The organism is Micromonospora sp. NPDC005413 (assembly GCF_040606435.1).
In the GTDB taxonomy this organism is placed as follows: domain Bacteria; phylum Actinomycetota; class Actinomycetes; order Mycobacteriales; family Micromonosporaceae; genus Micromonospora.
Genome location: NZ_JBEXEV010000002.1, coordinates 392662 through 415330 on the forward strand (window position 1 = coordinate 392662; position 22669 = coordinate 415330).

Sequence of the window (22669 nt, forward strand, 5' to 3'; positions counted from 1 at the left end):
GCCGGCATGATCGAGCGGTGACCTCCATGAAGGACCGGATGCTCGCCGGCGATCCATACCTGGCGGACGATCCCGAGCTCATCGCTGACCTGGACCGGGCCGCCCGGCTGATGGAACGCTTCAACACCAGTGCCGCGGCCGACCCGCAGGCCCGCCTCGCGGTGCTGCGCGAGCTCCTCGGCGACGTGAGCGAGGGCACCTGGATCCGCCCACCGTTCTACTGCGACTACGGCACACAGATTCGCATCGGGCCACGCAGCTTCGTCAACTACAACGCGGTCTTCCTCGACGGCGCACCGATCACCCTCGGTGCCGACGTCCAGATCGGACCCAACGTGCAACTACTCACACCGACCCATCCGGTGGAGCCCGGTCCGCGCCGCGACAAGTGGGAGGCCGCCAAGCCGATCACCCTCGGCGACAACGTCTGGCTCGGCGGCGGCGCCATCGTGCTGGCCGGGGTGACGATCGGCGCGAACACCGTCGTCGGCGCGGGCGCGGTGGTGACCCGGGATCTGCCCGCCAACGTGGTCGCGGTCGGCAACCCCGCCCGGGCGGTCCGCGAACTGGACTGACTGCGCCGACCTCGACGGGCCGGTCAGGCCGCCGGCGGCTCGGGTAGGCGGACGACCAGATCGGCCCGCTCGGCGGTAGGGGTGACCAGGGCCGCATTGGCCTCGTCACTGCCCAGCGCCCACTCGCGTGCCTGCTCCGGCGACCGCCCGAAGGCCTCGTGCCGGGCGGTCAACCGACGCTGGCGTACCTCCGCGTCCAGGTCGAGGAACCACGCCTCGTGCAGCAGCGACCGGATCTCCTGCCAGGGGAAGTCCGGCAGCAGCAGATAGTTGCCCTCGGTCACCACCAGGCGGACCGACGGCGGCACCTCGATCGCCCCGGCGACCGGCTCCTCCAGCTCCCGACGGAACTCCGGAACGTAGACCGAGGTCGGCTCCAACCGGTGCAATCGGCGCAGCAACGAGACATACCCGTTGGCGTCGAAGGTGTCCACGGCACCCTTGCGGTCGGCGCGGCCCAGCCGGACCAACTGCGCCTGGGCCAGGTGAAAACCGTCCATCGGCACCAGCCGGGCGGTCGGACCGATCTCGGCCACGATCTGCTCGGCCAGCGTGGACTTCCCGACGCCCGGCGCGCCGGTGATGCCGAGCAGTTGTCGCGGACCGGCCTCGGCCAGTGCCCGCGCCCGGGCCACCAACTCGTCGACCGACAGCACCCGAGCCGGCGGCATCAGCCCAGGACCGGGTCGCTGATGGTGAACCTCGCCTGTACGGCCGCCTGGACGGTCTGCGGCTGCGGGTCCAGCTCCAGCTCCGGCGGGCCACCACCCGCACCGCCGCCCCCGGCGAACGCCGCACGGGCGAACATCGGCCGGTCGGCGGAGCCGGCGTCGGCCAACTCGATCAGCGAGGTGACCTGGGCACCGAGCGCCTCCGCGTACTCCCGGGCCCGCAGCAGCGCGTCGCTGATCGCGGCGTGTCGCGCCTCGCGGTGCGCGGGGCTGTCCGGGCGAAGCTCCCACCAGGGCCCGGCCACCTCGACCTGGTCCTGGTCGGCCAACCGGAGCATCAGCTCGCCGAGGGCGGTGAAGTCGGTGACCGTGACCGTGGTGGTCACGCTGCCGTGCCAGGCGATCACCCGCTCGCCCGAGCGCCGCGTCTCCGGTCGGACCCGCAGGTCGCCGGTCTCCCGCCGCGCCACCGCCGGACCGGAGCCGTCCAGCAGCACCCGGACAGCGGCGGCACGCTCGGCCAGCCGGGTCAGGGTGGCCTCCCGGTCCCGATCACGCGCCGTCGCGGTGACCGCGAACCGGGCCAGCTCGGGCGGCACCTCCCGGTACGCCTCGCCACGCACCTGCACCACCGGACTGTCCACCGCCATACCCCCCAGCCTAGTCAGCCATCGGTAGCCACGCCGTGTAGGAGACCGCGTCCGGGTCGACCTGACACCCCGTCAGGTGCCCACCAGCGTCGCCCAGCCCGCGCAGCCAGGTCACCTCGGCGTCATGCTCGCCGCCGGCCGGGAACTCCCGGGCCTCACCGACGAACCGCCGGTCCAGCAACGCCGACCGGGCCGACCTGGCTTCCGCGTACGCGGCGATGAGCGCCGGTGCGTCGTCGGCCCGCAACGCGGCGGCCAGCCCGTCCAGAAACGCGCGGACCTCGGCCAGCTCGTGCAGCACCCGATCGCGGTTGCCGAGCAGCATGTTCGCGGTCCGCTCCGCCGGGGTGCCGGCGACCCGGGTGCCGTCGGAGAAGCTGCCCGCTGCCAGCGCCAGGACGGCGTCGCGCAGCGGCGCCCGCTGCGCCGCCCCGGCAAGCGCACCAGCCAGCAGGTGCGGCACGTGCGAGGCGAGCGCGGCCACCGAGTCGTGTGCCGGCGCGGACATCGGCACCACCCGGGCGCCGAACAGCTCCACCAGCAGCCCGGTCAGCCAGCGAAAGGCGTCCGTCGCGGCACCCTGCGCCGGGCAGAGCACCCAGGCGGCACCGGCCAGCAGGGTCGGCGAGGCCGCGGTCAGGCCGGCGGACTCCGCGCCGGCCATCGGGTGCCCGGGGACGAACCGGTCGGCGAGCCCGAGCCGATCGGCCGCCTCGGCCACCTCGACCTTGGTGCTGCCGACATCGGTGAGCACGCAGCCGGGCCCGGTCAGCTCGGCCACCCGGGCCAGGGTGTGTGGGAGCGTGGGCAGCGGGCCGCAGAGGAAGACCACATCCCGGCCGGCCACCGCCTGCTCGATCGTGGCCGGGGCAACCACCCCCCGGCTCTGGGCCCGTGCACGGGTCGCCGGGTCCGGATCCCATCCGGCCACGTCCAGGCCGGCATCGGCCAGGCGCAACAGTGCCGATCCACCGATCAGGCCGGTGCCGATCACGGCCGCCCGCACCCCGGCGTACCGCCCGGTCACGCCGTCGGTCATCGCCGGGCCGCCGGGGTCAGGCCCGCAGCCGGCCGGCGACCGCCGCGACGTGTTCGTCGGACTCGGTCAACGCAACCCGGACGTGCTGCCCGGCGGCGGGGCCGTAGAAGACGCCCGCGGCGACCAGGATGCCGCGTCGGGCCAGCCAGTCGACCGTCTGCCAGCAGTCCTCACCGCGGGTGAGCCAGAGGTAGAGACCCGCCTCGGAGTGCTCGACCGTGAACCCGGCGTCGGTGAACGCGGTGGTCAGCACCTCCCGCCGGGCGCGGTAACGCTCCCGCTGCTCGTCGGCGTGTCGCTCGTCCTCCAGTGCGGCCACCATGGCCGCCTGCACCGGTGCGGGCACGATCATGCCCGCGTGCTTGCGGACCTTCAGCAGCTCGGCGACGAGCGCCGGGTCACCGGCGACGAAGCCGGCCCGGTAGCCGGCGAGGTTGGAACGCTTGGACAGCGAGTGCACGGCCAGCACCCCGGCATAGCTGCCGCCGCTGACCTGCGGGGACAGCACCGAGACCGGCTCGGCCGACCAGCCGAGAGTCAGGTAGCACTCATCGCTGGCGACCACCGCGCCGCGTTCCCGGGCCCAGTCGACCACCTTTCGGAGGTGCGCCGCGGGCAGCACCCGGCCGGTCGGGTTGCCGGGCGAGTTGACCCAGACCAACCGAACCCGCGAGGTCGGCCCGACCGAGGTGAGCGAGTCGCTCCGCACGACGGTGGCGCCGGCCAGCCGGGCGCCGTCCTCGTAGGTGGGGTACGCGATCGACGGCACCACCACCACGTCACCCGGGCCGATGCCGAGCAGGGTGGGCAGCCAGGCCACCAGCTCCTTCGAGCCGATGGTCGGCAACACGCCGAGACCGTCGACCCCGGCGCCACAGGCCCTGGACACCCACGCCGCGATCGCGGCCCGCAACGCCGGGGTGCCGGCGGTCAGCGGGTAGCCAGGGGCGTCGGACGCGTCAGCGAGCGCCTGCCGGATCACCTCGGGCACCGGGTCGACCGGCGTACCCATGGAGAGGTTGATCAGGCCCTCCGGATGCGCCGCGGCCAGCGTGGCCGCGGCGTCCAGGGTGTCCCAGGTGAACTCGGGCAGCCGCGACGAGACCGGCGCGGGCCGGTTCAGTGGCCCTCGCCGCGCGGCGGCTGCGCGGCGACGAAGGTGGCGTCCTTCTCCACCTTGCCGATCTTCGAGGCACCACCGGGCGAGCCCAGCTCCTCGAAGAACTCGTAGTTGGCGCCGGTGTAGTCCTTCCACTGCTCGGGGACGTCGTCCTCGTAGAAGATCGCCTCCACCGGGCAGACGGGCTCACAGGCACCACAGTCGACGCACTCGTCGGGGTGGATGTAGAGCATCCGATTGCCCTCGTAAATGCAGTCGACCGGGCACTCCTCGATGCATGCCTTGTCGAGCACATCCACGCACGGCTCGGCGATGATGTAGGTCACCGGTCTTCTCCTCCGCAAGACACGCCGCGATCACCCGCGACGGTAAGAGCCTAGTATCTCGCCGGGGAGGGGGTCGATCGTGCTCCGACAGCAGGATGTGGGACACCGGATCGTGGTCCGCCGAATTGTGGGGATTCGCGAAGGCCGCCCGCTCTTCTCCGATGCCCTCGGCGAGCTGGTCGAACTCAGCGAGACCCATCTCACGTTGGCCACCGCGCAGGGCCAGCTGCGGGTCCCGGTGGCACAGGTCCACCGCGCCAAGCGGGTGCCGCCGACCCGTCGGCCGACCGCCGCGGCGGTGGTGGCGCTGGAACGGGCCGCCGACGAGGCCTGGCCGGCACCGACGCAGGGTCGGCTCGGCGACTGGCTGCTCCGGTCGGCTGACGGCTGGACCGGGCGGGCCAACTCGGCCCTGCCGATCGGCGACCCGGACCGACCCCTGCCCGCCGCGGTGGACGCCGTCGAGCGCTGGTACGCCGAGCAGGGCCAGCCAGCAATGATCAATACACCGCTGCCGCTCGCCGCGCCGGTCGGTGCCGAGCTGGACGCGCGGGGCTGGGGCAGCCGCCCGCCGACACTGGTGCAGACCGCGCCGCTCCCCCTACCGACGTCGGCGTCCGCCGGAGCCCCGCCCGCCGACCCACCGGCCGTCCGACTACCCGGCACAGCCGCCAGCGGACAGGGCGGCACGGCCAGCGGACAGTCCGGCGCCGCCGCCGAGCAGTCCGGCATTGCCGGCGACCAACCCGGCACCGCTGGCGGAGAGGGCGGCACGGCCAGCGGACAGGGCGGGGGCGGCGCCGCCGCCGAGCAGTCCGACGCCGCTGGCGGGTGGAACAGTGCGGTCGTTGAGCTGGCGACCGCGCCGAGCGAGGGGTGGCTGGCCGTCGCCGCGGGCCGCAAGGGCGGCCTGCCGGACGCCGCCCGGCGCGTGCTCACCGCCGTGGACCAGGTCCGCTTCGCCCACGTGTACGCCAACGGCGCGCTGGTGGCAATCGGCCGAGGCACGGTGACCGGCCAGGGGCGCTGGTTGGGCCTCAGCCTGATCGAGGTGCTGCCGGTGGCCCGCCGGCAGGGGCTGGCCCGCCGGGTGATCCACGAGCTGGTCGTCTGGGGCGTGACGAGCGGCGCGACGCACGCTTTCCTCCAGGTCGAGCAGCGCAATGCGGCAGCGGTCGCGCTCTACCAGAGGCTCGGCTTCACCACCCACCACACCTACCTGACCAGGGTCGCCCCGCACTGACCCAGCGACCAACCCCAGGTCGACCACCAGACGATGATCGACTCCACATCCCCGATGCGGGGGCATCAGATGCCCAGGACTCCCCCACATCGGCGATAACGAGTCGATCAAGCACCGCGCGCCCACAGACGCACGACGGCGACGGCGACGGCGACGGCGACGGCGACGGATGACCTCAGACCGGCGGACGACGGCCGGTCGACTACCCGACGATGATCGACTCCACATCCCCGACGCGGGGGCATCAGATGCCCAGGACACCCCCACATCGGCGATAGCGAGTCGATCAAGCACCGCGCGCCCCGCAGACGCACGACAGCGACAGCGACCCCAGACTGGCGGACGACGGCCGGTCAGCGACGGACCAGGCGGCCGGTCAACGGCGGACCACGCGGCCGGTCAACGGCGGCCGGTCAGCGGTGGATTAACGGCGGACGACGCGGCGGGGCTTGGCGGCCTTGACCTCGGCGTACCGCTTGAGCTGCTGAGAGCGGTAGTCGCGACCGAGCGCGGTGAGCACCAGGTAACCGACCAGCACCCCGGCGCCGGCGGCGAGCAGGTAGAGCCAGATCTGCGCGAAGAACGTCGCCGCACCGCCAGCGAACGGGTTGTGACCGATCAGCAGAGGCCCGACCAACACGGTCAGCACCATCGCCACCGGCACCACGAGGGCGATGTCGGCCGCCCAGTCGGCCAGCGGCCGGCGACGACCCCAGCGGAAGGCGATCACGGCCAGGATCAGCCCGATCACCCCGAACATCACCAGCGACACCCGGTCGGCGGCGGTGTCGTCACCGTCGAAGCCGAACCGAATGATCAGCCGGGCAGCCACGTTGACCGCGAACAGTGCTGCCGCGAGCACGCCGATGTCACGCCACCGTCTGTCCATCGCAGGACCTCCTGCCGTACGCCCCATAACGGGGCCCGCATCCCAGGCAGGAATATTTACCACTCTTACCTGGGTAAGTCATCAGCCGCCGAGTGTGGGCGGCGGGGCAAGGATCTGCCGGAAGCCCATCACCGCGAAGGTCATCGCGCCGGCCACGATCATCGCCAGGCCGACCCAGTTGTCGCCGGCCAGCAACAGGTCGCCCTCGGTGGTCCGGATAGCGGCCACCGCCATCAGCGCGAACCACGGCACCGCCGGCAGCGCCACCGCCCACCTGCGGCCGACCACCTCGTGGGCGAACCAGCTCAGCGCGATGTTGGCGCCGATGGCGAGCAGTGCCGACACGCCGATCAACTGCCCGCCGACGCGGACCGTGGCGAGCAACAGCTCCAGCACCCCGGTCAGCACCCCGGCGACCACCACGACGATCGCGCCGGCCAGCCGCAGGCCCAGGTCCAGCAGTCGCGGCGGTGGCCCCGCCGAGGGCGGGGCGTCCTGGTCGTCCACAACCGTCATCGGTACGGCGGGCAGGGTCACCGGAGACCGGCCGCCGCGACCGGGGACCGGTCCGGGGCGATCTCCTCGGGCAGCCCGGCGAAGAGGTCGTCCTCCCAGCCGTACGGGCCGGCGCCCGGGCCCTTCTCGCCGGCCGCGAGGGTGAAGAACTCCACGCCCATGAACTCGCCGCCGAAGTTGCCGGCAATCGAGTAGAGCCAGGAGGTGGCCGGGATCTGGGTGGCGTGCGCCCGCATCGCGGCTTCCTTGGCCGTGTGCTGGTCGGTGCCGTCGATCCGGGCGGCGATCTGGTCGTCCGGGGTGCCGAAGGGCAGGTCGGCGACGTCCTCGATGCCGGCGAACGGGTTGTCCGAGGAGTCGGCGAAGTGCGCCATGCCGGCCTCCAGCACACTGAGCGGCATGGCCGTCCAGTAGACCTTGAGCGGGGCGCAGCCCTCGGCGGCGGCCAACTCGACGGCGCGCATCGCCACCCGGTGCGCCTGGATGTGGTCGGGGTGGCCGTAGAAGCCGTTCGGGTCGTACGTGATTAGCACCTGCGGGCGTACCTCCCGCATGATCTCCACCAGGTGCCCGGCGGCCTCGTCGAGGTCGGCCTGCCAGAAGGCGCGGGGGTGCTCGTTGGTCGCGAGCCCCATCATCCCCGAGTCGCGGTAGCGGCCGGCACCACCGAGGAAGCGGTGGTCGTTGACGCCGAGCGCGGCGCACGCGGCGGCCAACTCGCCGATCCGGTACCCACCGAGCTGGTCGGCCTCGGCGGCGGCGAGCTGGGCCAGCGCGGGCACGTGGATCTCGCCCTCCTCGCCGAGGGTGCAGGTCACCAGCGTGACGTGCGCGCCATTGGCCGCGTAGTGGGCCATCGTCGAGCCGGTGCCGATCGACTCGTCGTCGGGGTGCGCGTGGACCAGCAGCAGGCGGCGGTCGGGCAGCATCGTCACGACGGTCACTCTAACTGGCGGTTCGCCCCGGCCGACGCTGACGCGTCCGCCCAGGTCGGCCACATCACCCCCGGTACCGCTCTACGATTTGGCGTGTGGACTTTCCGGAGCTGGCCGCCCGCACCCGCCGGTTCAGCCACGGCGCGCCACGCGCTGTCTCCGTAGCTGAGGACGGTTCCCGGGTGATCTTCCTGCGCTCTGCCGGCCCGGAGGACCCGGCGGACGCGCTCTGGCTGTTTGACGTGGCCGCCGCCGAGGAGCGGCTGGTCGCCGATCCGGCAACCCTGCTGGGCGAGGGCGGTGACCCGAGGTCCCTGTCCCCCGGCGAGCGCGCGCTGCGCGAGCGGCTGCGGCTCAGCGCCGCCGGCATCGGCTCGTACGCGCTGGACGCCGCCGGCCGGGTGGCGGTGTTCGCGCTGGCCGGGCGGTTGTACCGGGCCGATCTGGTGCACGGCGACGTGGTGGAGGTGGCCGCCCTCGGTCCGGTGCTGGACCCACGTCCGGACCCGACCGGGCAGCAGTTGGCGTACGTGACCGACGCCGCCGAGGGTGTGCGTCGGGGCGAGCTGCGGGTGATCGACGCCGATGGCACCGACACCCTGCTGGCCGGCGAGGACGCCGGGGTGAGCTGGGGGTTGGCCGAGCACATCGCGGCGGAGGAGTTCGGCCGGTACCGGGGTTACTGGTGGGCGCCGGACGGCCGCTCGGTGCTCGCCGCCCGGGTCGACGAGTCCCGCCTGGACCGCTGGCACCTGCACGACCCGGCCGAGCCGGCCAGCCCGCCGACCGCCGTTGCGTACCCCCGGGCTGGTGGGCCGAACGCCGAGGTCAGCCTGCACCTGCTGGACCTGGACGACGGCTGGGTCGACGTGCACTGGGACCGGGAGACCTACCCGTACCTGACCGCGGTCAGCTGGGTCGAGGGCAGCCCTCTGATCACCGTGCTGCGCCGTTCGCAGCAGCACGGGCTGGTGCTGGCGGTGGACCCACGAACGGGTGAGACGCAGGTGCACGCCGAGTTGGCCGATCCGCGCTGGGTCGAGCCGATCGCCGGCACGCCGGCGCACCTGCCGGACGGCCGGGTGCTGGTCGGCGGGGAGTTGGCCCACGACGGGTACGACGCGCGGTGCCTGTTCGCCGACGGCACCCTGCTCACCCCGCCGTCGCTGTACGTACGGCGGGTGGTGGGTCGGCTGGCGGCCGCCGCCGGCCCGGCCGACCTGCTGGTGGAGGCGAGCGACGGCGAGCCGAGCGAGCGGCACCTGTTCCGGGTCCGCACCACCATCGGCGGTGGGGTGGACGCGCGCCGACTCACCAACGACTCTGGCTGGTACACGGCCGCCGTGGGTGGGGACGTGCTGGTGGTCGGTGTCGCGTCGCTGGACCACGCCGGGGTGCGCTGGACGGTGCGTCGCGGCGATCAGGAGCTGGCGGAGCTGCGGTCGTTCGCGGCCATCCCTCCGTATTCTCCGCTGCCTCTGCTGGAGCGGGTGACCGACCGGCGGCTGCCGGCGGCGGTGCTCTACCCGGACAACCACGTGACGGGCCGGCGGCTGCCGGTGCTGCTGGACATCTACGGCGGGCCGGGGCACCAGGAGGTCGTGGCGGCCCGGGCCGCCTGGTTGGAACGGCAGTGGTGGGCCGACGCCGGGTTCGCGGTGGTCACGATCGACAACCGGGGTACGCCTGGAGTGGCCCCGTCGTTCGAGAAGGCGATCCACCGGCGGATGGCCGACGTGATCCTGACCGACCAGATCGATGCGCTGACCGCGCTCGCCGGCAAGCACCCCGACCTGGATCTGGGTCGGGTGGGGGTGCGCGGCTGGTCGTTCGGGGGGTGGCTGGCCGGGCTGGCGGTGCTGCGCCACCCGGAGCTGTTCCGGTGCGGGATCGCGGGTGCCCCGGTGACCGACTGGACGCTGTACGACACCGCGTACACCGAGCGTTATCTGGGGTTGCCGGAGGACGGCATGGACGTCTACGCGCACCACTCGTTGGTCGAGATGGCCGCCGAGCCGGTCACCGGCCCGGACCAGGCCCGTCCGTTGCTGCTGGTGCACGGTCTGGCCGACGACAACGTGGTGGCCGCGCACACGCTCCGGCTATCGGCGGCTCTGCTGAGCACCGGCCGCCCGCACGCCGTGCTGCCGCTGACCGGCGCCACGCACATGGCCGCGAACGGCACCGCCGAGCGCCTGCTCCCCCTGGAGCTGGATTTCCTTCGCACCCACCTCGGGTGAGTGCGGAGGCGGGCCTGCACGGCGGTGGACGCGGTGCTGCTGGCAGCCACCTCGTCGGGTTGCAACGGCCGCCAGATCGGATCCTGCAGTTGCGGGTCGCGGATGCGCCGGTGGGATTGCGAAAGATCAGGTACCGCCACGTTCTGGGTTTCGTGACGCTGAGTGCTACGCCGCACCTGATCGTGGCTCGGTTAGTTGGGCATCAACTGGTCTGGATTCTGACTTGCGGCGTAGCTCGCGCAGTACACCGTGCCGGCGCAGGGCCCACGCGAGGCGCCGGACGCTCGGGTGCCGCACGAGCAGCACCGCAGCCCGGCGGATCAAGCCGAACCGGTTGTCGCCCACCTGGTTCTTTCTCGGCACGACCTGCCGGCACGGCGAGCGGATCTGCCGCGATGGACTGCTACACAGCGCCCGCCGAGCTGACCCATCGACTGCTGCGCTCATCGGGCCACCATCGGCGAGGGTCCGGATCTGCCGCCAAGGGCTCGTCACGAAAGGCGACATCGGTTACGGTCGCTGCAACAAACGCATGTGACAACGCGGGGGCCACCCTGATCGTTGAACCGGCGCCTGCCCGAGCCGGCCGTCACATTACGGGAGGACAACGTGTCGGATTATCCGAAGATGATCGTCCCGGTCGACCACATTGAGCCGGTGCCTCGCCGGATCCGAGCCTTCCTCGGCGGCGAGCAGGTACTGGAAACCACGCGGGCGCGGTACGTGTGGGAATGGCCGTTCTACCCGCAGTACTACATCCCCATCGACGACCTGAATCGCAACCTGTTGATCGAGGGCCAGCGCACCGAGGTGTCCCGGCGCGGGACCGCGCGGCTGCACGGGCTGCAGGTTGGCGAGACGATCCGTCCTTCGTGCGGGCGGTTGTACGGAGACGACGCGCTGGCCGGGTTGGCGGACACGATCCGGTTCGACTGGGCAGCCATGGATAGCTGGTTCGAGGAGGACGAGGAGGTCTTCGTGCACCCCCGGAACCCTTATGCGCGGGTGGACGCGCTGCGTTCCACCCGCAGCGTAAGGGTGGAACTGGAAGGGGTCGTCCTGGCCGAGTCGACATCGCCCGTGCTGGTCCTCGAAACCGGTCTACCGACCCGCTACTACCTCAACCGGACCGACGTGAACTTCAGGCACCTCGTGGCGTCGGCGACGAGGACCGCCTGCCCGTACAAGGGCCAGACCAGCGACTACTGGTCCGTCCGTCTCGATGACCAAACCCACCCGGACCTGGCCTGGTCGTACGACTTCCCAACCGCCGCACTCCTGCCGATCGCCGGCCTGATCGCCTTCTACAACGAGAAAGTCGATCTCGTCGTCGACGGCGAGCGACTGAGCCGGCCGACAACGCACTTTCCCTGAACCAAACGCACGCCCTGGCACCGCGTCGAACTGGATTCCCGGTGTACGGATGATGCCCAGCGCGCTCATGCTCATCGCGATGCAGCGGTCGGCTCGCGTCTGTACCAGTGCCGGGTGCGGTCGGCCGGGGATTATTTCCAGCCAGTCGGGTCCGGCACTGGTGATGATGCCGCACGCATGAAGTGCGGTGGCCATGGCGTCGATGCGGTCGATTCCTTGACGCCGCACTGGATTGATCAAGATCCGGCAAGGGTCCCCGCCCGACGGCGTTGTTGGGCGGGGACCCTTGCCTGTCTGCGGTGTGACTTACGGCTTGACGTGCGCGTTCACGAACGACGGGTAACCGAAGACGCTGGAGATGAAGACCCCACCGGCCTTGGAACCGTGCACGTTGTAGGCCACGTCGACGAAGAGCGGCACCACCGGGGCGTGCTCCTTCATGATTCGCTCGTCGAGCTTGGCCCACTCCGGGCCCTGCTCGGCCGGGGCCAGCGCCAGGATGCGGTCCATCTCGGCGTTGATCGTCGGGTCGTTGAAGTAGGCGCTGTTGCTGTTGCCCTCGGCCTTGATGGTGCGGCCGTCGTAGAGCACCGGCAGGATCGAGGCGCCGCTCGGCCAGTCCGCCGCCCAGTTACCGATGTACAGGTCCCAGGGGTTGTCCTTCTTCTTGACCTCGTCGAGCTTCGCGTCGTCCGAGATGTTCCGCAGCGTGATCTTGAAGCCAGCCCGCTCCAGGTTGGCCTTGAGCTGGGCGCCCTCCTGCTGCTCGGTCGTGTTGTCGGCGACGCCGAGGACCAGCTCCGGCGTCTGCCCGCCGAGCAGTTCCTTGACCTTCGCGACGTCGCCGTTGGGGCCCGCGGGGTAGGCCTCGTACGCCTTGTAGCCGATGGTGGCCGGCGGCATGAGCGTGGTCAGCGGCGCGGCGACGGTCTGCCCGCCGAGCGCCTTGATCAGACCCTCGCGGTCGATGGCGTAGTTGAGCGCCTGGCGGATCTTCAGGTCCTTGACCCGCTGGTTGTTGATCACGAGCTGGTTGGCGCTCGGGGTTGGCGAGAGGATGCTGCGCGACTTGAGCGAGGCGTCCCCGGCCACCCGGGCGACCAGCGAGGCCGGCACGGTGTTCCAGGCGAGCGCGCTCTGGTCGGCGCCGTTGTCGGCGATCACCCGGTTGTTGGCGGCGTCCGCGGTGGGCCCGTAGGTCAGGACGAACTGGTCGGGGTACTGGTGGCGCACGGCGTCGGTGGCCGGGTCCCAGTTGGGGTTGCGGTCCAGGGTCAGCTGTACGCCGGTCTGGTTCTTGGCAACCTTGTACGGGCCGGAGGAGAACGGCTGCTGGTCCAGGTTGACGCCGGTGTCCTTGTCAGCGGGCAGCGGCGCGGTGGTCGGCAGCGAGACCGCGAACGGCAGGTCGCAGCGGGGCTTGGCGAACTCGAAGCGCAGCGTCTTGGCATCCGGCGTGCTCAGGCCCGGCGGCAGCGACGTCTTGTTCTTCTTGAAGTCCCACTTCGTGTCGAACTGCGCGGTGTCGGCCAGCCACTCCTGGATGTAGGTCGGGCCGCCGGAGAGGTCCGGGTCGAAGGAACGGGCGATGCCGTACGCGATCTCCTTGGAGGTGATCGGCCGACCGTCCTCGAACTTCACCCCATCCTTGACCTTGAATTCCCAGACCTTGCAGTCCTTGTTCACGTTCGTGCCCGGCGTCTCGGCCAGGTCGCCCACCAGGACCAGACCACCCTTGCCGTCGTCCTTCCAGGTGGTCAGGTAGCGGGCGAAGAGCGGGTTGGTCATCAGACCGGCGAACGAGTACGTCCGCTGCGGGTCCAGGTGGGAGATGGGCGTCTCCCGGATGATGGTGAAGGTGCCGCCCTTCGCGGCCCCACTCACCTCGGCGGCCGGCCCCTTGGAGTCCTTGGGGTCGGTCGCGATGACCCCGGTCTGCTGCCGCTCGGTGTCCACCGTGGTGCCCTCGCCCGTGTTCTCCGAGCACGCACCCAATGCCACAACCAGAGCAATCGCGCCGCCTGCGGCAGCCGCTACGCGTGGTCGCATGAAGTACCTCCTTCACCAATGTGCTGTGCGGTCCGTCGGGGCGAGAACCGCCGACGTCCCGAGGATCGTAAGGAAGAAAACCTACGGATTGTGTAACAGTTGTCGATAAATTTCGCCGCCGAGCCGAGTGGTGGACACCTCGGCCGACCGCCCGGCTCAGCGCAGCCGGACCCGGGGGTCGATGGCCGCGTAGAGCAGATCCACCAGCACGTTCGCCAGCACCACGAACACGGCCGCGATCAACACGGTGGCCATGATGGTGGGCAGGTCGCCCGAGCGCACCGCGTCCACCGCCGTACGCCCCAGCCCCTGGATGCCGAACGTGGTCTCGGTGATCACCGTGCCGCCGAGCGCGCCACCGACGTCCAGGCCGGCGATGGTCACCACCGGGGTGATCGCCGCGCGCAGCGCGTGTCGCCCGTACACCTTGGGTTTGGCCAGGCCCTTGGCCCGCGCGGTGCGGACGAAGTCCTCCGACAGCGTCTCCAGCATCTGCGCCCGCGACAGCCGGGCGTAGATGGCCGAGAACAGGAAGGCCAACGCCACCCAGGCCAACACGAGACCGCTGGCCCACTTCGCCGGATTGTCGAAGAGGGAGGTGTAGCTGGGCACCGGCAGCACCCGCAGGTTGTAGACGAAGACCAGCAGCAGCACCGCGCCCACGAAGTAGAGCTGCAACGAGGCGCCGGTCAGGGAGAAGCCGATGGCCACGCGGTCCAACCAGGTGCCCCGGCGCAACGCGGAGACCATGCCGAGACCAACACCCAGCAGCAACCAGAGGATCGCCGCCGGGATCACGATGCTCAGCGTCACCGGCAGCACCCGGGCGATGGTGTCCGAGACGGCCTCGTTGGTGACGTACGACCAGCCCAGGCAGGGCGCGTCACACCGGCCACCCTGGGCGCTGCCCAGGTCCCGTCCGGTGACGATGCCCTTCATGTAGCCGGCGTACTGGCTGATCAGCGGGTCGTTCAGGCCCAACTCGTCGCGGACCCGCTCCAGCCGCTCCGGGTTGCAGTTCTTCGGGCACATGCCGGTGACCGGGTCGCGCGGCAGGGCGAAGAACATCAGGAAGGTCAGCACGCTCACCGCGAAGAGGGTCAGCAGAGCGGAGAGGATCCGCTTGATCAGAAACCGCGCCATGAGTCCACCCCTACCGGGACGACTTCGGGTCGAGCGCGTCGCGCAACGCGTCGCCGAAGAGGTTGAAGGCGAACACGAGCCCGAAGATCGTGATGCCCGGGAAGAACACGTACGCCGGGTCGGTCTGGAGGAAGTCCAGACTGCGGTAGATCATCCGACCGAAGCTCGGCGTCTCGTCGCTGAGGCCGACGCCGATGAACGAGAGCGCGGCTTCGCTGGTGATGAACTGCGGCACGGCGAGGGAGAACGAGACCAGGATCGGCGCCCAGATGTTCGGCAGCAACTGCCGGAAGAGCATGTGCCCCACCCCTGCGCCGCTGGCCTTGGCCGCCTCCACGAACTCCCGCTCGCGCAGTGCGATCACCTGCCCGCGCACCAGCCGGGCCGTGCTGGTCCAGCCGAAGACGGCGAAGACGGCGATCAGCACGCCCACCCCGAAGGCGGACGACACCTGCCCCCGCTCGCCGTAGAAGCGCAGCGTGAGGGTGGGGGTGAGCGCCAGCGCGATGATCAGGAAGGGCATGGCCAGGGTCAGGTCGGTGATCCAGTTGATCACCGCGTCGAGCCAGCCGCCGAGGTAGCCGGCGAGCGCACCGAGCATGACACCGATCGTCGCGGTGATCAGTGCCGCGGCGAACGCGATGAACAGCGAGGTCCGCAGCCCGTAGATCAACCGGATGAAGATGTCCCGACCCAGCCCCGGTTCCAGGCCGAACCAGTGCTCCCCGGTGACCCCGCCGGCATAGCCCAGTGGCATGCCGAAGCCGTCCAGCAGGTTCTGGAACTGCTCCCGCGGCCCGATCCCGTAGGCCATCTCGATCAGCGGTGCGGCCAACCCCAGCAGCATGAAGAAGATCAGCAGTACGCCGCTGACCACGGCCGTCCGGTCGCGGCGCAGCCGCAGCCAGGCGAGCTGACCGGGTGAGCGGCCGACGACGCCCTTCACGGCCGGGCCGCCCGCGCCCGCGCCCGCGCCGGACTCGATCTCGGCCAGCGCCACACCCTCCACCGGGGACAGGCTCACGGCGACACCTCCTCGATGACCTGGGCAATCGACCCCGCGGGTTCCGGGCCGGTGCTGGCTGCTTCCCGTTCCGGGCCGGTGCTGGCTGCTTCCCCTTCGGGGAAGTGACACGCGGTGGCCTGTCTGCCACCGTCGCGCGGGACCAGCGCCGGCTCCTCGGTGGCGCAGATGTCCTGCGCCTTCCAGCACCGGGTACGGAACCGGCATCCCGACGGCGGGTCGAGCGGCGTGGGCACGTCACCGGTCAACCGGATCCGGCCGACCGGGCCGAGCTGGGTGACATCCGGGATCGCCGAGAGCAACGCCCGGGTGTACGGGTGCTGCGGGCGCTCGTAGATATCCGCACGGTCGCCGATCTCGACGATCCGGCCCAGGTACATCACCGCGACCCGCTGGCAGAAGTGCCGCACCACGGCCAGGTCGTGCGCGATGAACACGAACGCCAGGCCGAGGTCTCGTTGCAGGTCGCGCAGCAGGTTGACCACCTGCGCCTGGATCGAGACGTCCAGCGCGGAGACCGGCTCGTCGGCGACGATCAGCTTGGGCCGCAGGGCCAGCGCGCGGGCGATGCCGATGCGCTGGCGCTGCCCGCCGGAGAACTCGTGCGGGTACCGGTTGTAGTGCTCCGGGTTCAACCCGACCAGCTCCAGCAGCTCCTGCACCCGCGCCTTGACCCCGCCCGGCGGCTTGATCCCGTTGACCTGCAACGGCATCGCCACGATCCGTCCGACGGTGTGCCGGGGGTTCAGGGACGCGTACGGGTCCTGGAAGATGATCTGGAATTCCTGGCGCAGCGGGCGCAACTCCCGACGGCCGGCGTGCGTGATGTCCCGCCCTGCGAACTCGATGCTGCCGCTGGTCGGCTCCAGCAGCCGCACCAGCATTCGGCCGGTGGTCGTCTTGCCGCAGCCCGACTCCCCCACCAGGCCGAGCGTCTCGCCCGGGCGCACGTCGAAGTCGAGACCGTCGACCGCCTGCACCAGACCCGTGGAACGCAGCCCCTGGCGTACCGGAAAGTGCTTGGTCAGACCGCGTACCCGCAGCAGCGGCTCGTCCGTCATCGGGCCACCCCCACGGATGCGATGTCCTCGGCATAGAGCGCGGCGCGCTGCTCGACGCTCAGGTGACAGGCCGCCAGGTGACCGCCCGCGCCCGCCGGACGCAGCTCCGGCACCTCGGTGCGGGACCGGCCGCCGGTGCGTTCCGCGTACCGGCAGCGTGGGTGGAACGCGCAGCCGGGCGGCAGGTTGATCAGGCTGGGCGGGTTGCCGCGGATGGGCAACAGGTCCGCGTCCGCGTCGCCGTGCAGCGACGGCACGCTGGAGAGCAACCCCCAGGTGTACGGATGCTGCGGCGAGCGGAGCACCTGCTCGACGCTGCCCCGCTCGACGGCCCGACCGCCGTACATCACCAGCACCTCGTCGGCGACCTGGCCGACCACGCCGAGGTCGTGGGTGATCAGGATGATCGCGGAGTGGAACTCGGCCTGCAGGTCGGCGAGCAGGTCCAGGATCTGCGCCTGCACGGTGACGTCCAGCGCGGTGGTCGGCTCGTCGGCGATCAGCAGCGCCGGGTCGTTGACCAGGGACATCGCGATCATCGCCCGTTGGCGCATGCCGCCGGAGAACTCGTGCGGGTACTGGTCGAAGCGGCGTGCCGGCTGCGGGATGCCGACCCGGTCCAGCATGTCCACCGCCCGTTGGCGGGCCTCCCGCCGGTTGGCCTTCGGGTGGTGCACCCGGTACGCCTCGGCGATCTGCCGGCCCACCGTGTAGTACGGGTGCAGCGCCGACAGCGGGTCCTGGAAGATCATCGCCATGTCACGGCCACGCAGCCGGCGTACCTCCTCGTCTCCGAGGCCCACCAACTGCTGGCCACCGACGGAGATCTCCCCGGTGATGGTGGTCCGTTTGGCATCGTGCAGGCCGAGGATGGCCAGCGAGGTGACGCTCTTGCCGGAGCCCGACTCGCCCACGATGCCGAGCGTGCGGCCCCGCTCGACGGCGAACGACACCCCGTCGACCGCGCGCACCACGCCGTCCTCGGTGTCGAACCGGACCCGCAGGTCGGTCACCCGCAGGTAGGCGTCCTCGTTGCCACGCTGCCCCGGCACGGCGGGACTGTCGTCCGGTTCCCCGGACGGCGCCGAATCCGAGCTGTCCACGGCCGCCTCCCTCAGTGACGAAGAGAACTTACAGGAAAGTCCCGAGGGTGAAAATAAGCTACAAAGTCGGCACCTGTCAGCGGGCCAGAGCGTAACGAGTCGGCATCGCCCTGAACACCCCTCACCTCGCTATCCACGCCCATTCATCTCCTGATCGCACGTCGGGTGCGACCATGGTGGCGGCGGCACCGGGAGGATTCCCGCCGGCACGAGGTGGAGGTGACGATGACCGCGGCAGTGTTCGGCCACGAAGGCCCGTGGACGGAAGAGGACTACCTCGCCCTCGGCGAGACGCAGCAACGCGTCGAACTCTTCGACGGGAGCCTCCACGTGACCCCAGCCTCCACCCCCCGACACCAGAACATCTCCGGCGAACTACGCGCGGTGCTGCGAACCCCGGTTCGCGAAGCCGGCCTGCACGTCCTGGAAGCGGTGAACGTTCGACTCAGGCCAGGACGGATACCGATTCCCGATCTTGTTATCACCGGCCCGATCGACTTCGACGAACTCAACGTCGAGGCGGGTGACGTGCGGCTGGTGTGCGAGATCATCTCGCCGAGCAACGCGTCGACCGACAAGGTGCTCAAAATGCACTACTACGCCGCCGCGGGCATCGAGTGGTACCTCCTGGTGGAGCAGGACAGCGGCACCATGCATCTGTACCGGCGTCGGGGCGGTCATTACACCGAACAGTCCGTGACCAGACCGGGTGATCTGCTGGTGCTCACTGAGCCGGTGAAGGCCACTATCCGGCCGGAGGATCTGCTCCCCTGACGGGTGTCGGTCGGCTGGCCTAGGGTCGGTCACATGACCGAGTTCGACGCGGCCACCGCCACCGTCCAGGCCGCTCTCGACGCGGGCGCCCGGTACGCCGACGCCCGGGTGATGCACCGCCGTTACGAGTCGATGACCGCGCGCAACGGCGACGTGGAGGAGCTGACCCAGGACGAGAGCATCGGGCTCGGCGTCCGGGCGCTGGTCGGGGCGAGTTGGGGCTTCCACGCCGTACCCGATCTCTCGGACGCTGCCGCCCGCGACGCCGGCCGACGTGCGACCCGGACCGCCATGGCGAGCGCGCGGGTGCCCGGTCCGCCGGTCGACCTGGTGCCGGTCGAAGCGGTCACCGCGAGCTGGGCCTCCGGTTGCCAGATCGACCCGCTCGGGGTGCCGCTGTCGGACAAGGGCGACCTCCTGGTCGGCGCGACCCGGACGATGGCCGAGCACGGCGCCGACCTGGCCGAGGGCCTGTACCAGATCTGGGACACCGCGAAGTGGTTCGTCTCCAGCGAGGGCCACCGGATCGACCAGCGGATCCGCGAGTGCGGTGGCGGCATCTCGGCCACCTCGATCGGCGACGGCGAGACACAGCGCCGGTCCTGGCCGAGCTACCGGGGGCAGTACGGCACCACCGGCTGGGAGCTGGTCGAGTCGCTCGACCTGGCCGCGCACGCCGCGCAGATCGCTGAGGAGTCGCGGGCGCTGCTCACCGCGCCGCCCTGCCCGGCCGGCGAGACGGATCTGATCCTCGGCGGCGAGCAGCTCGCCCTGCAGATCCACGAGTCGGTCGGCCATGCCATCGAGCTGGACCGGATCCTCGGCTGGGAGGCCGCGTTCGCCGGCACGTCCTGGCTGGACCTGGCCCAACTCGGCTCGCTGCGCTACGGCTCGGAGCTGATGAACATCACCATCGACCCGACCATCCCTGGAGCGCTGGGCAGCTTCGGCTTCGACGACGAGGGCTCCCCCGCGGTCAGGCGCGACGCGGTCCGTGATGGACGGTGGGTGGGCGTGCTCGCCGGCCGGGACTCCGCAGCCATGGCCAGCCTCGACTACGCCGGCAGCGTACGGGCCGACGGGTGGGCCCGGCTGCCGATGGTGCGGATGACCAACGTCGGCCTGGAACCCGGCCCGCACACCCTGGAGGAGATCATCGCGGCCACCGACGACGGGGTGCTGATGGACCTCAACCGTTCCTGGTCGATCGACGACAAGCGCCTCAACTTCCAGTTCGGCTGTGAGGTCGGCTGGGAGATCAAGAAGGGTCGGCGGGGGCGGATGCTGCGCAATCCCACCTACACCGGGATCGGCCCGCTCTTCTGGCGCTCAATGGACATGCTCTCCGGCGAGACGGTCTCCTGGGGAACGCCCAACTGCGGCAAGGGCCAGCCCGGCCAGATCGGGCACACCGGCCACCCGGCCGCGCCGGCCCGCTTCCGCAACGTCCGGGTGGGGGTGTCGGCATGACGGAGCCAGAGTTGGCGGGGCAGGTCATTGAGCTGGTCCGACGGCTAGGTGGTCCGACCGCCCAGGCTGAGGCGGTGGTGACGCGGGCGGACCTGGCGCTGACCCGGTTCGCCAACTCGGCCATCCACCAGAACGTCGCGGAGTCGACCGTCGGGGTCCGGCTGCGGGTGCACGTCGACGGTCGGACCACCGCCGGAAGCGGCAGTGTGGTCACCGCCGACGGGCTGCACGCGCTGGTCGAGCGCACCCTGGCCGCGGCGCGGCTCTGCCCGCCCGACCCGGGCTGGCCGGGGCTGGCTCCGCCCACACCCGCGCCGGCCGCGCCGCCCGTCGACGAGGCCACCGCACACGCCGAGCCGGATCAGCGGGCCGATCGGGTCGGCGCGTTCGTGGCCGCCGCCGGGGGCCTCAGCACCGCCGGCTACTGCCGCACCGCGCACCGCTCGTCGGCGTTCGCCAACTCGGCCGGGCACACCGCGTACGGCCGCTCCGCGGAGGCGGCGATGGACGGCATCGCCCGCCGCGACGGCGCGGACGGGGTGGCCCGGCGCTGCGCCGACCGGCTCTCCGACCTCGACGGTGCCGAGTTGGGCGCGCAGGCCGCCGCGAAGGCGCAGGCGGCGGCCGACCCGGTCGAGCTGCCGCCGGGGCGCTACGAGGTGGTGTTCGAGCCGTCCGCCGTGGCGGACCTCTTGCAGAACCTCGCCTGGTACGGCTTCAACGGCAAGCGGTACGCCGAGCGACAGTCGTTCGCCCAGCCAGGGGTGGCCCAGTTCGACTCGGCGGTGACCCTGGTGGACGATCCGCTGGGCGCGTCGGGGCTGCCGTTCGATGCCGAAGGCACCGGTCGACGGGCGCTGACCCTGGTCGAGGCGGGCACCACCCGAGCGGTGGCGCACGATCGGCGTACCGCCGCCGAGGCCGGCGCGGAGTCCACCGGCCACGCGACCGCGGGTGGTGTCACCTGGGGTCCGATGGCGCGCAACCTGCGCCTGTCCGGCGCGGCGGCCGGCCCGGCCAGTGCGGTGGGCCGCAGCACCACCGGCGGAGCCGCCGGTGCGGTGGTCGACGCGGACACCGCGGCGCTGGTCGCCGGCGTACGCCGCGGGCTGCTGGTCACCGACCTCTGGTACACCCGGGTGCTCGACCCGAAGAGCCTCGTCGTCACCGGGTTGACCCGCAACGGTGTCTGGCTGATCGAGGACGGCACGGTCGTGCGAGCCGTACGCGACCTGCGGTTCACCGAGTCGTACCCGCGGGCGCTCGGCCCCGGGGCCGTGCTCGGGCTGGGCGCGGGGGCGGTGCGCATACCGGACCGGGTGGACGGTGCATGGTGGGCGGCACCCTCGCTGCGACTGGCGTCCTGGCACTTCACCGGGGGCGCCTCGGGTTGAGCCGACCGGACGCGCAGTGATGTTCTTAACAACGGCCATCGATCTGCGCGCCAGGGCTTCTCCGCAGGCCAGACACACGGGACACTCCCTTGCGCGGACGGCCCGCAGAGATCGGCGTAACGTGTGTCACTTAGCTGCGTCGGTCGATCCGGCGTGGTCGTTGGTGTGCGCATGGACGTGGCAGCGGGTGCGGGTTCGCCGGTCCGCGTGCCGACCGGAGAAAGATCAGCCCGCCCGTACGGGCCCGTCGAGGAGACGACTCGAATGACTTCAACGGCAACGAAGCCGCGGGGAGCGCGGGCGCGCGCCGCCATCGCGGCGAAGACGTTGCGTACCGACCGATGGTGGTTCGCCCCGCTGATCACCGTGATCGGGCTCAGCGCCTGGGTCGCGTACGCGACGGTCCGGGTGTTCATGCACAAGTGGTACTGGGTGGACCAGTTCCACTACCTGACCCCGTTCTACTCCCCGTGCGTGACCGACCGGTGCGTCGAGTCAGCCTCGCACTTCGGCCGATTCCTGCCCGGCTGGTGGATCATCCCGGACGCCGCGCTGACCCTGCCGTTCCTGCTGCTGTTCCGGCTCACCTGCTACTACTACCGCAAGGCCTACTACCGGTCGTTCTGGCTGTCGCCGCCGGCCTGCGCCGTGCCGGACGGTCACAAGGAGTACGGCGGTGAGACCCGTTTCCCGCTGCTCGGTCAGAACCTGCACCGCTACTTCTTCTACGCCGCCGCGATCATCTCGTTGATCAACACCTGGGACGCGATCCTCGCCTTCCATTCGCCGAAGGGCTTCGGCTTCGGGCTCGGCAACATCATCCTGCTGCTCAACGTGGTCATGCTCTGGGCGTACACCATCTCCTGCCACTCCTGCCGGCACATCATCGGTGGCCGGCTCAAGCACTTCTCCAAGCACCCGGTGCGGTACAAGGCCTGGACGTTCGTCTCCGCCTTGAACGTCCGGCACATGCAGCTCGCCTGGATCACCCTCGGCACCCTGGCGCTGGCCGACTTCTACATCATGGCGCTCGCGGCCGGCTGGTTCTCCGACCTGCGGTTCATCAACTAAAG

At 71.1% G+C, this 22669-nt stretch carries 21 protein-coding genes and 1 pseudogene; 8 read left to right on the forward strand and 14 right to left on the reverse strand.

Features of this window, described 5'->3' with window-relative positions:
* The first annotated feature begins 17 nt into the window (after window positions 1–17).
* Entirely contained in the window at window positions 18–575 is a 558-nt protein-coding gene (locus ABZS37_RS04560) for a sugar O-acetyltransferase (protein ID WP_355165489.1), read from the forward strand.
* 23 nt (window positions 576–598) lie between these two features.
* On the opposite strand, the gene ABZS37_RS04565 is transcribed toward ABZS37_RS04560, so the two are convergent.
* Genes ABZS37_RS04565 through fdxA form a run of 5 tightly spaced genes read right to left on the reverse strand, consistent with a single transcriptional unit; the run spans window position 599 to window position 4381 of the window.
* Window positions 599–1246 carry a nucleoside/nucleotide kinase family protein gene (locus ABZS37_RS04565; RefSeq protein WP_355165491.1) on the reverse strand — a complete coding sequence of 216 codons (648 nt, stop codon included), beginning with the start codon at window positions 1244–1246 and terminating at the stop codon, window positions 599–601.
* Window positions 1246–1896 (reverse strand): SIMPL domain-containing protein, encoded by a 651-nt coding sequence (locus ABZS37_RS04570; RefSeq protein ID WP_355165493.1) that lies wholly within the window; start codon window positions 1894–1896, stop codon window positions 1246–1248. The genes ABZS37_RS04565 and ABZS37_RS04570 overlap by 1 nt, the downstream gene beginning before the upstream one ends.
* 10 nt (window positions 1897–1906) lie before the next feature.
* Window positions 1907–2935 (reverse strand): prephenate dehydrogenase/arogenate dehydrogenase family protein, encoded by a 1029-nt coding sequence (locus tag ABZS37_RS04575; RefSeq protein WP_355165495.1) that lies wholly within the window; start codon window positions 2933–2935, stop codon window positions 1907–1909.
* 16 nt (window positions 2936–2951) lie between these two features.
* A complete protein-coding gene (gene dapC / locus ABZS37_RS04580) occupies window positions 2952–4058 on the reverse strand; it encodes a succinyldiaminopimelate transaminase (protein ID WP_355165901.1) in 1107 nt (368 codons plus the stop codon).
* Window positions 4055–4381, reverse strand: coding sequence for a ferredoxin (gene fdxA / locus ABZS37_RS04585; protein WP_091422126.1), 327 nt, complete (start codon window positions 4379–4381; stop codon window positions 4055–4057). Before fdxA ends, dapC begins: the two co-directional genes overlap by 4 nt.
* A gap of 79 nt (window positions 4382–4460) precedes the next feature.
* Between fdxA and ABZS37_RS04590 the strand changes: the two genes are divergently transcribed.
* Window positions 4461–5624, forward strand: coding sequence for a GNAT family N-acetyltransferase (locus ABZS37_RS04590; protein WP_355165497.1), 1164 nt, complete (start codon window positions 4461–4463; stop codon window positions 5622–5624).
* Window positions 5625–6048: 424 nt separating this feature from the next.
* On the opposite strand, the gene ABZS37_RS04595 is transcribed toward ABZS37_RS04590, so the two are convergent.
* The 3 genes from ABZS37_RS04595 to mshB all read right to left on the reverse strand — a co-directional run bounded on the left by ABZS37_RS04595 (window position 6049) and on the right by mshB (window position 7973).
* Complete coding sequence (locus ABZS37_RS04595) at window positions 6049–6513, reverse strand: hypothetical protein (protein ID WP_355165499.1); 465 nt, start codon at window positions 6511–6513, stop codon at window positions 6049–6051.
* An 81-nt stretch (window positions 6514–6594) separates the two neighbouring features.
* A complete protein-coding gene (locus ABZS37_RS04600; RefSeq protein WP_355165501.1) occupies window positions 6595–7029 on the reverse strand; it encodes a hypothetical protein in 435 nt (144 codons plus the stop codon).
* A gap of 17 nt (window positions 7030–7046) precedes the next feature.
* Window positions 7047–7973 (reverse strand): N-acetyl-1-D-myo-inositol-2-amino-2-deoxy-alpha-D-glucopyranoside deacetylase, encoded by a 927-nt coding sequence (gene mshB, locus ABZS37_RS04605; RefSeq protein ID WP_355165503.1) that lies wholly within the window; start codon window positions 7971–7973, stop codon window positions 7047–7049.
* An 86-nt stretch (window positions 7974–8059) separates the two neighbouring features.
* On the opposite strand from mshB, the gene ABZS37_RS04610 reads away from it, so the two are divergent.
* Both ABZS37_RS04610 and ABZS37_RS04615 read left to right on the forward strand, forming a co-directional pair.
* Complete coding sequence (locus ABZS37_RS04610) at window positions 8060–10204, forward strand: prolyl oligopeptidase family serine peptidase (protein WP_355165505.1); 2145 nt, start codon at window positions 8060–8062, stop codon at window positions 10202–10204.
* 561 nt (window positions 10205–10765) lie between these two features.
* The gene (locus tag ABZS37_RS04615; RefSeq protein WP_355165507.1) at window positions 10766–11578 is read left to right on the forward strand and encodes a DUF427 domain-containing protein; all 813 of its coding nucleotides are present in this window, start codon (window positions 10766–10768) and stop codon (window positions 11576–11578) included.
* Window positions 11579–11638: 60 nt separating this feature from the next.
* Here ABZS37_RS04615 and ABZS37_RS04620 read toward each other — a convergent pair.
* The 6 genes and pseudogenes from ABZS37_RS04620 to ABZS37_RS04645 all read right to left on the reverse strand — a co-directional run.
* A pseudogene (locus tag ABZS37_RS04620) lies at window positions 11639–11806 on the reverse strand (3-phosphoshikimate 1-carboxyvinyltransferase); the annotation flags it as partial.
* 78 nt (window positions 11807–11884) lie between these two features.
* Window positions 11885–13627 carry an ABC transporter substrate-binding protein gene (locus ABZS37_RS04625; protein ID WP_355165509.1) on the reverse strand — a complete coding sequence of 581 codons (1743 nt, stop codon included), beginning with the start codon at window positions 13625–13627 and terminating at the stop codon, window positions 11885–11887.
* A gap of 156 nt (window positions 13628–13783) precedes the next feature.
* Window positions 13784–14770, reverse strand: coding sequence for an ABC transporter permease (locus ABZS37_RS04630; protein ID WP_355165511.1), 987 nt, complete (start codon window positions 14768–14770; stop codon window positions 13784–13786).
* Window positions 14771–14780: 10 nt separating this feature from the next.
* Window positions 14781–15794, reverse strand: a complete 1014-nt coding sequence (locus tag ABZS37_RS04635) for an ABC transporter permease (protein WP_355165513.1) — start codon at window positions 15792–15794, stop codon at window positions 14781–14783.
* Window positions 15791–16855 carry a dipeptide ABC transporter ATP-binding protein gene (locus tag ABZS37_RS04640; RefSeq protein WP_355165515.1) on the reverse strand — a complete coding sequence of 355 codons (1065 nt, stop codon included), beginning with the start codon at window positions 16853–16855 and terminating at the stop codon, window positions 15791–15793. Before ABZS37_RS04640 ends, ABZS37_RS04635 begins: the two co-directional genes overlap by 4 nt.
* Window positions 16852–17907 carry an ABC transporter ATP-binding protein gene (locus ABZS37_RS04645; protein ID WP_355165903.1) on the reverse strand — a complete coding sequence of 352 codons (1056 nt, stop codon included), beginning with the start codon at window positions 17905–17907 and terminating at the stop codon, window positions 16852–16854. Before ABZS37_RS04645 ends, ABZS37_RS04640 begins: the two co-directional genes overlap by 4 nt.
* A gap of 276 nt (window positions 17908–18183) precedes the next feature.
* Here ABZS37_RS04645 and ABZS37_RS04650 point away from each other — a divergent pair, with 276 nt between their 5' ends.
* The 4 genes from ABZS37_RS04650 (at window position 18184) to ABZS37_RS04665 (ending at window position 22667) form a co-directional block, all read left to right on the forward strand.
* Window positions 18184–18732: a Uma2 family endonuclease gene (locus tag ABZS37_RS04650; protein ID WP_355165517.1), complete on the forward strand. Its 549-nt coding sequence runs from the start codon at window positions 18184–18186 to the stop codon at window positions 18730–18732.
* 33 nt (window positions 18733–18765) lie between these two features.
* The gene (locus ABZS37_RS04655) at window positions 18766–20202 is read left to right on the forward strand and encodes a TldD/PmbA family protein (protein WP_355165519.1); all 1437 of its coding nucleotides are present in this window, start codon (window positions 18766–18768) and stop codon (window positions 20200–20202) included.
* Complete coding sequence (locus ABZS37_RS04660; protein WP_355165521.1) at window positions 20199–21596, forward strand: metallopeptidase TldD-related protein; 1398 nt, start codon at window positions 20199–20201, stop codon at window positions 21594–21596. Before ABZS37_RS04655 ends, ABZS37_RS04660 begins: the two co-directional genes overlap by 4 nt.
* A 264-nt stretch (window positions 21597–21860) precedes the next feature.
* Entirely contained in the window at window positions 21861–22667 is an 807-nt protein-coding gene (locus ABZS37_RS04665) for a hypothetical protein (RefSeq protein WP_355165523.1), read from the forward strand.
* Window positions 22668–22669 lie beyond the last annotated feature (2 nt).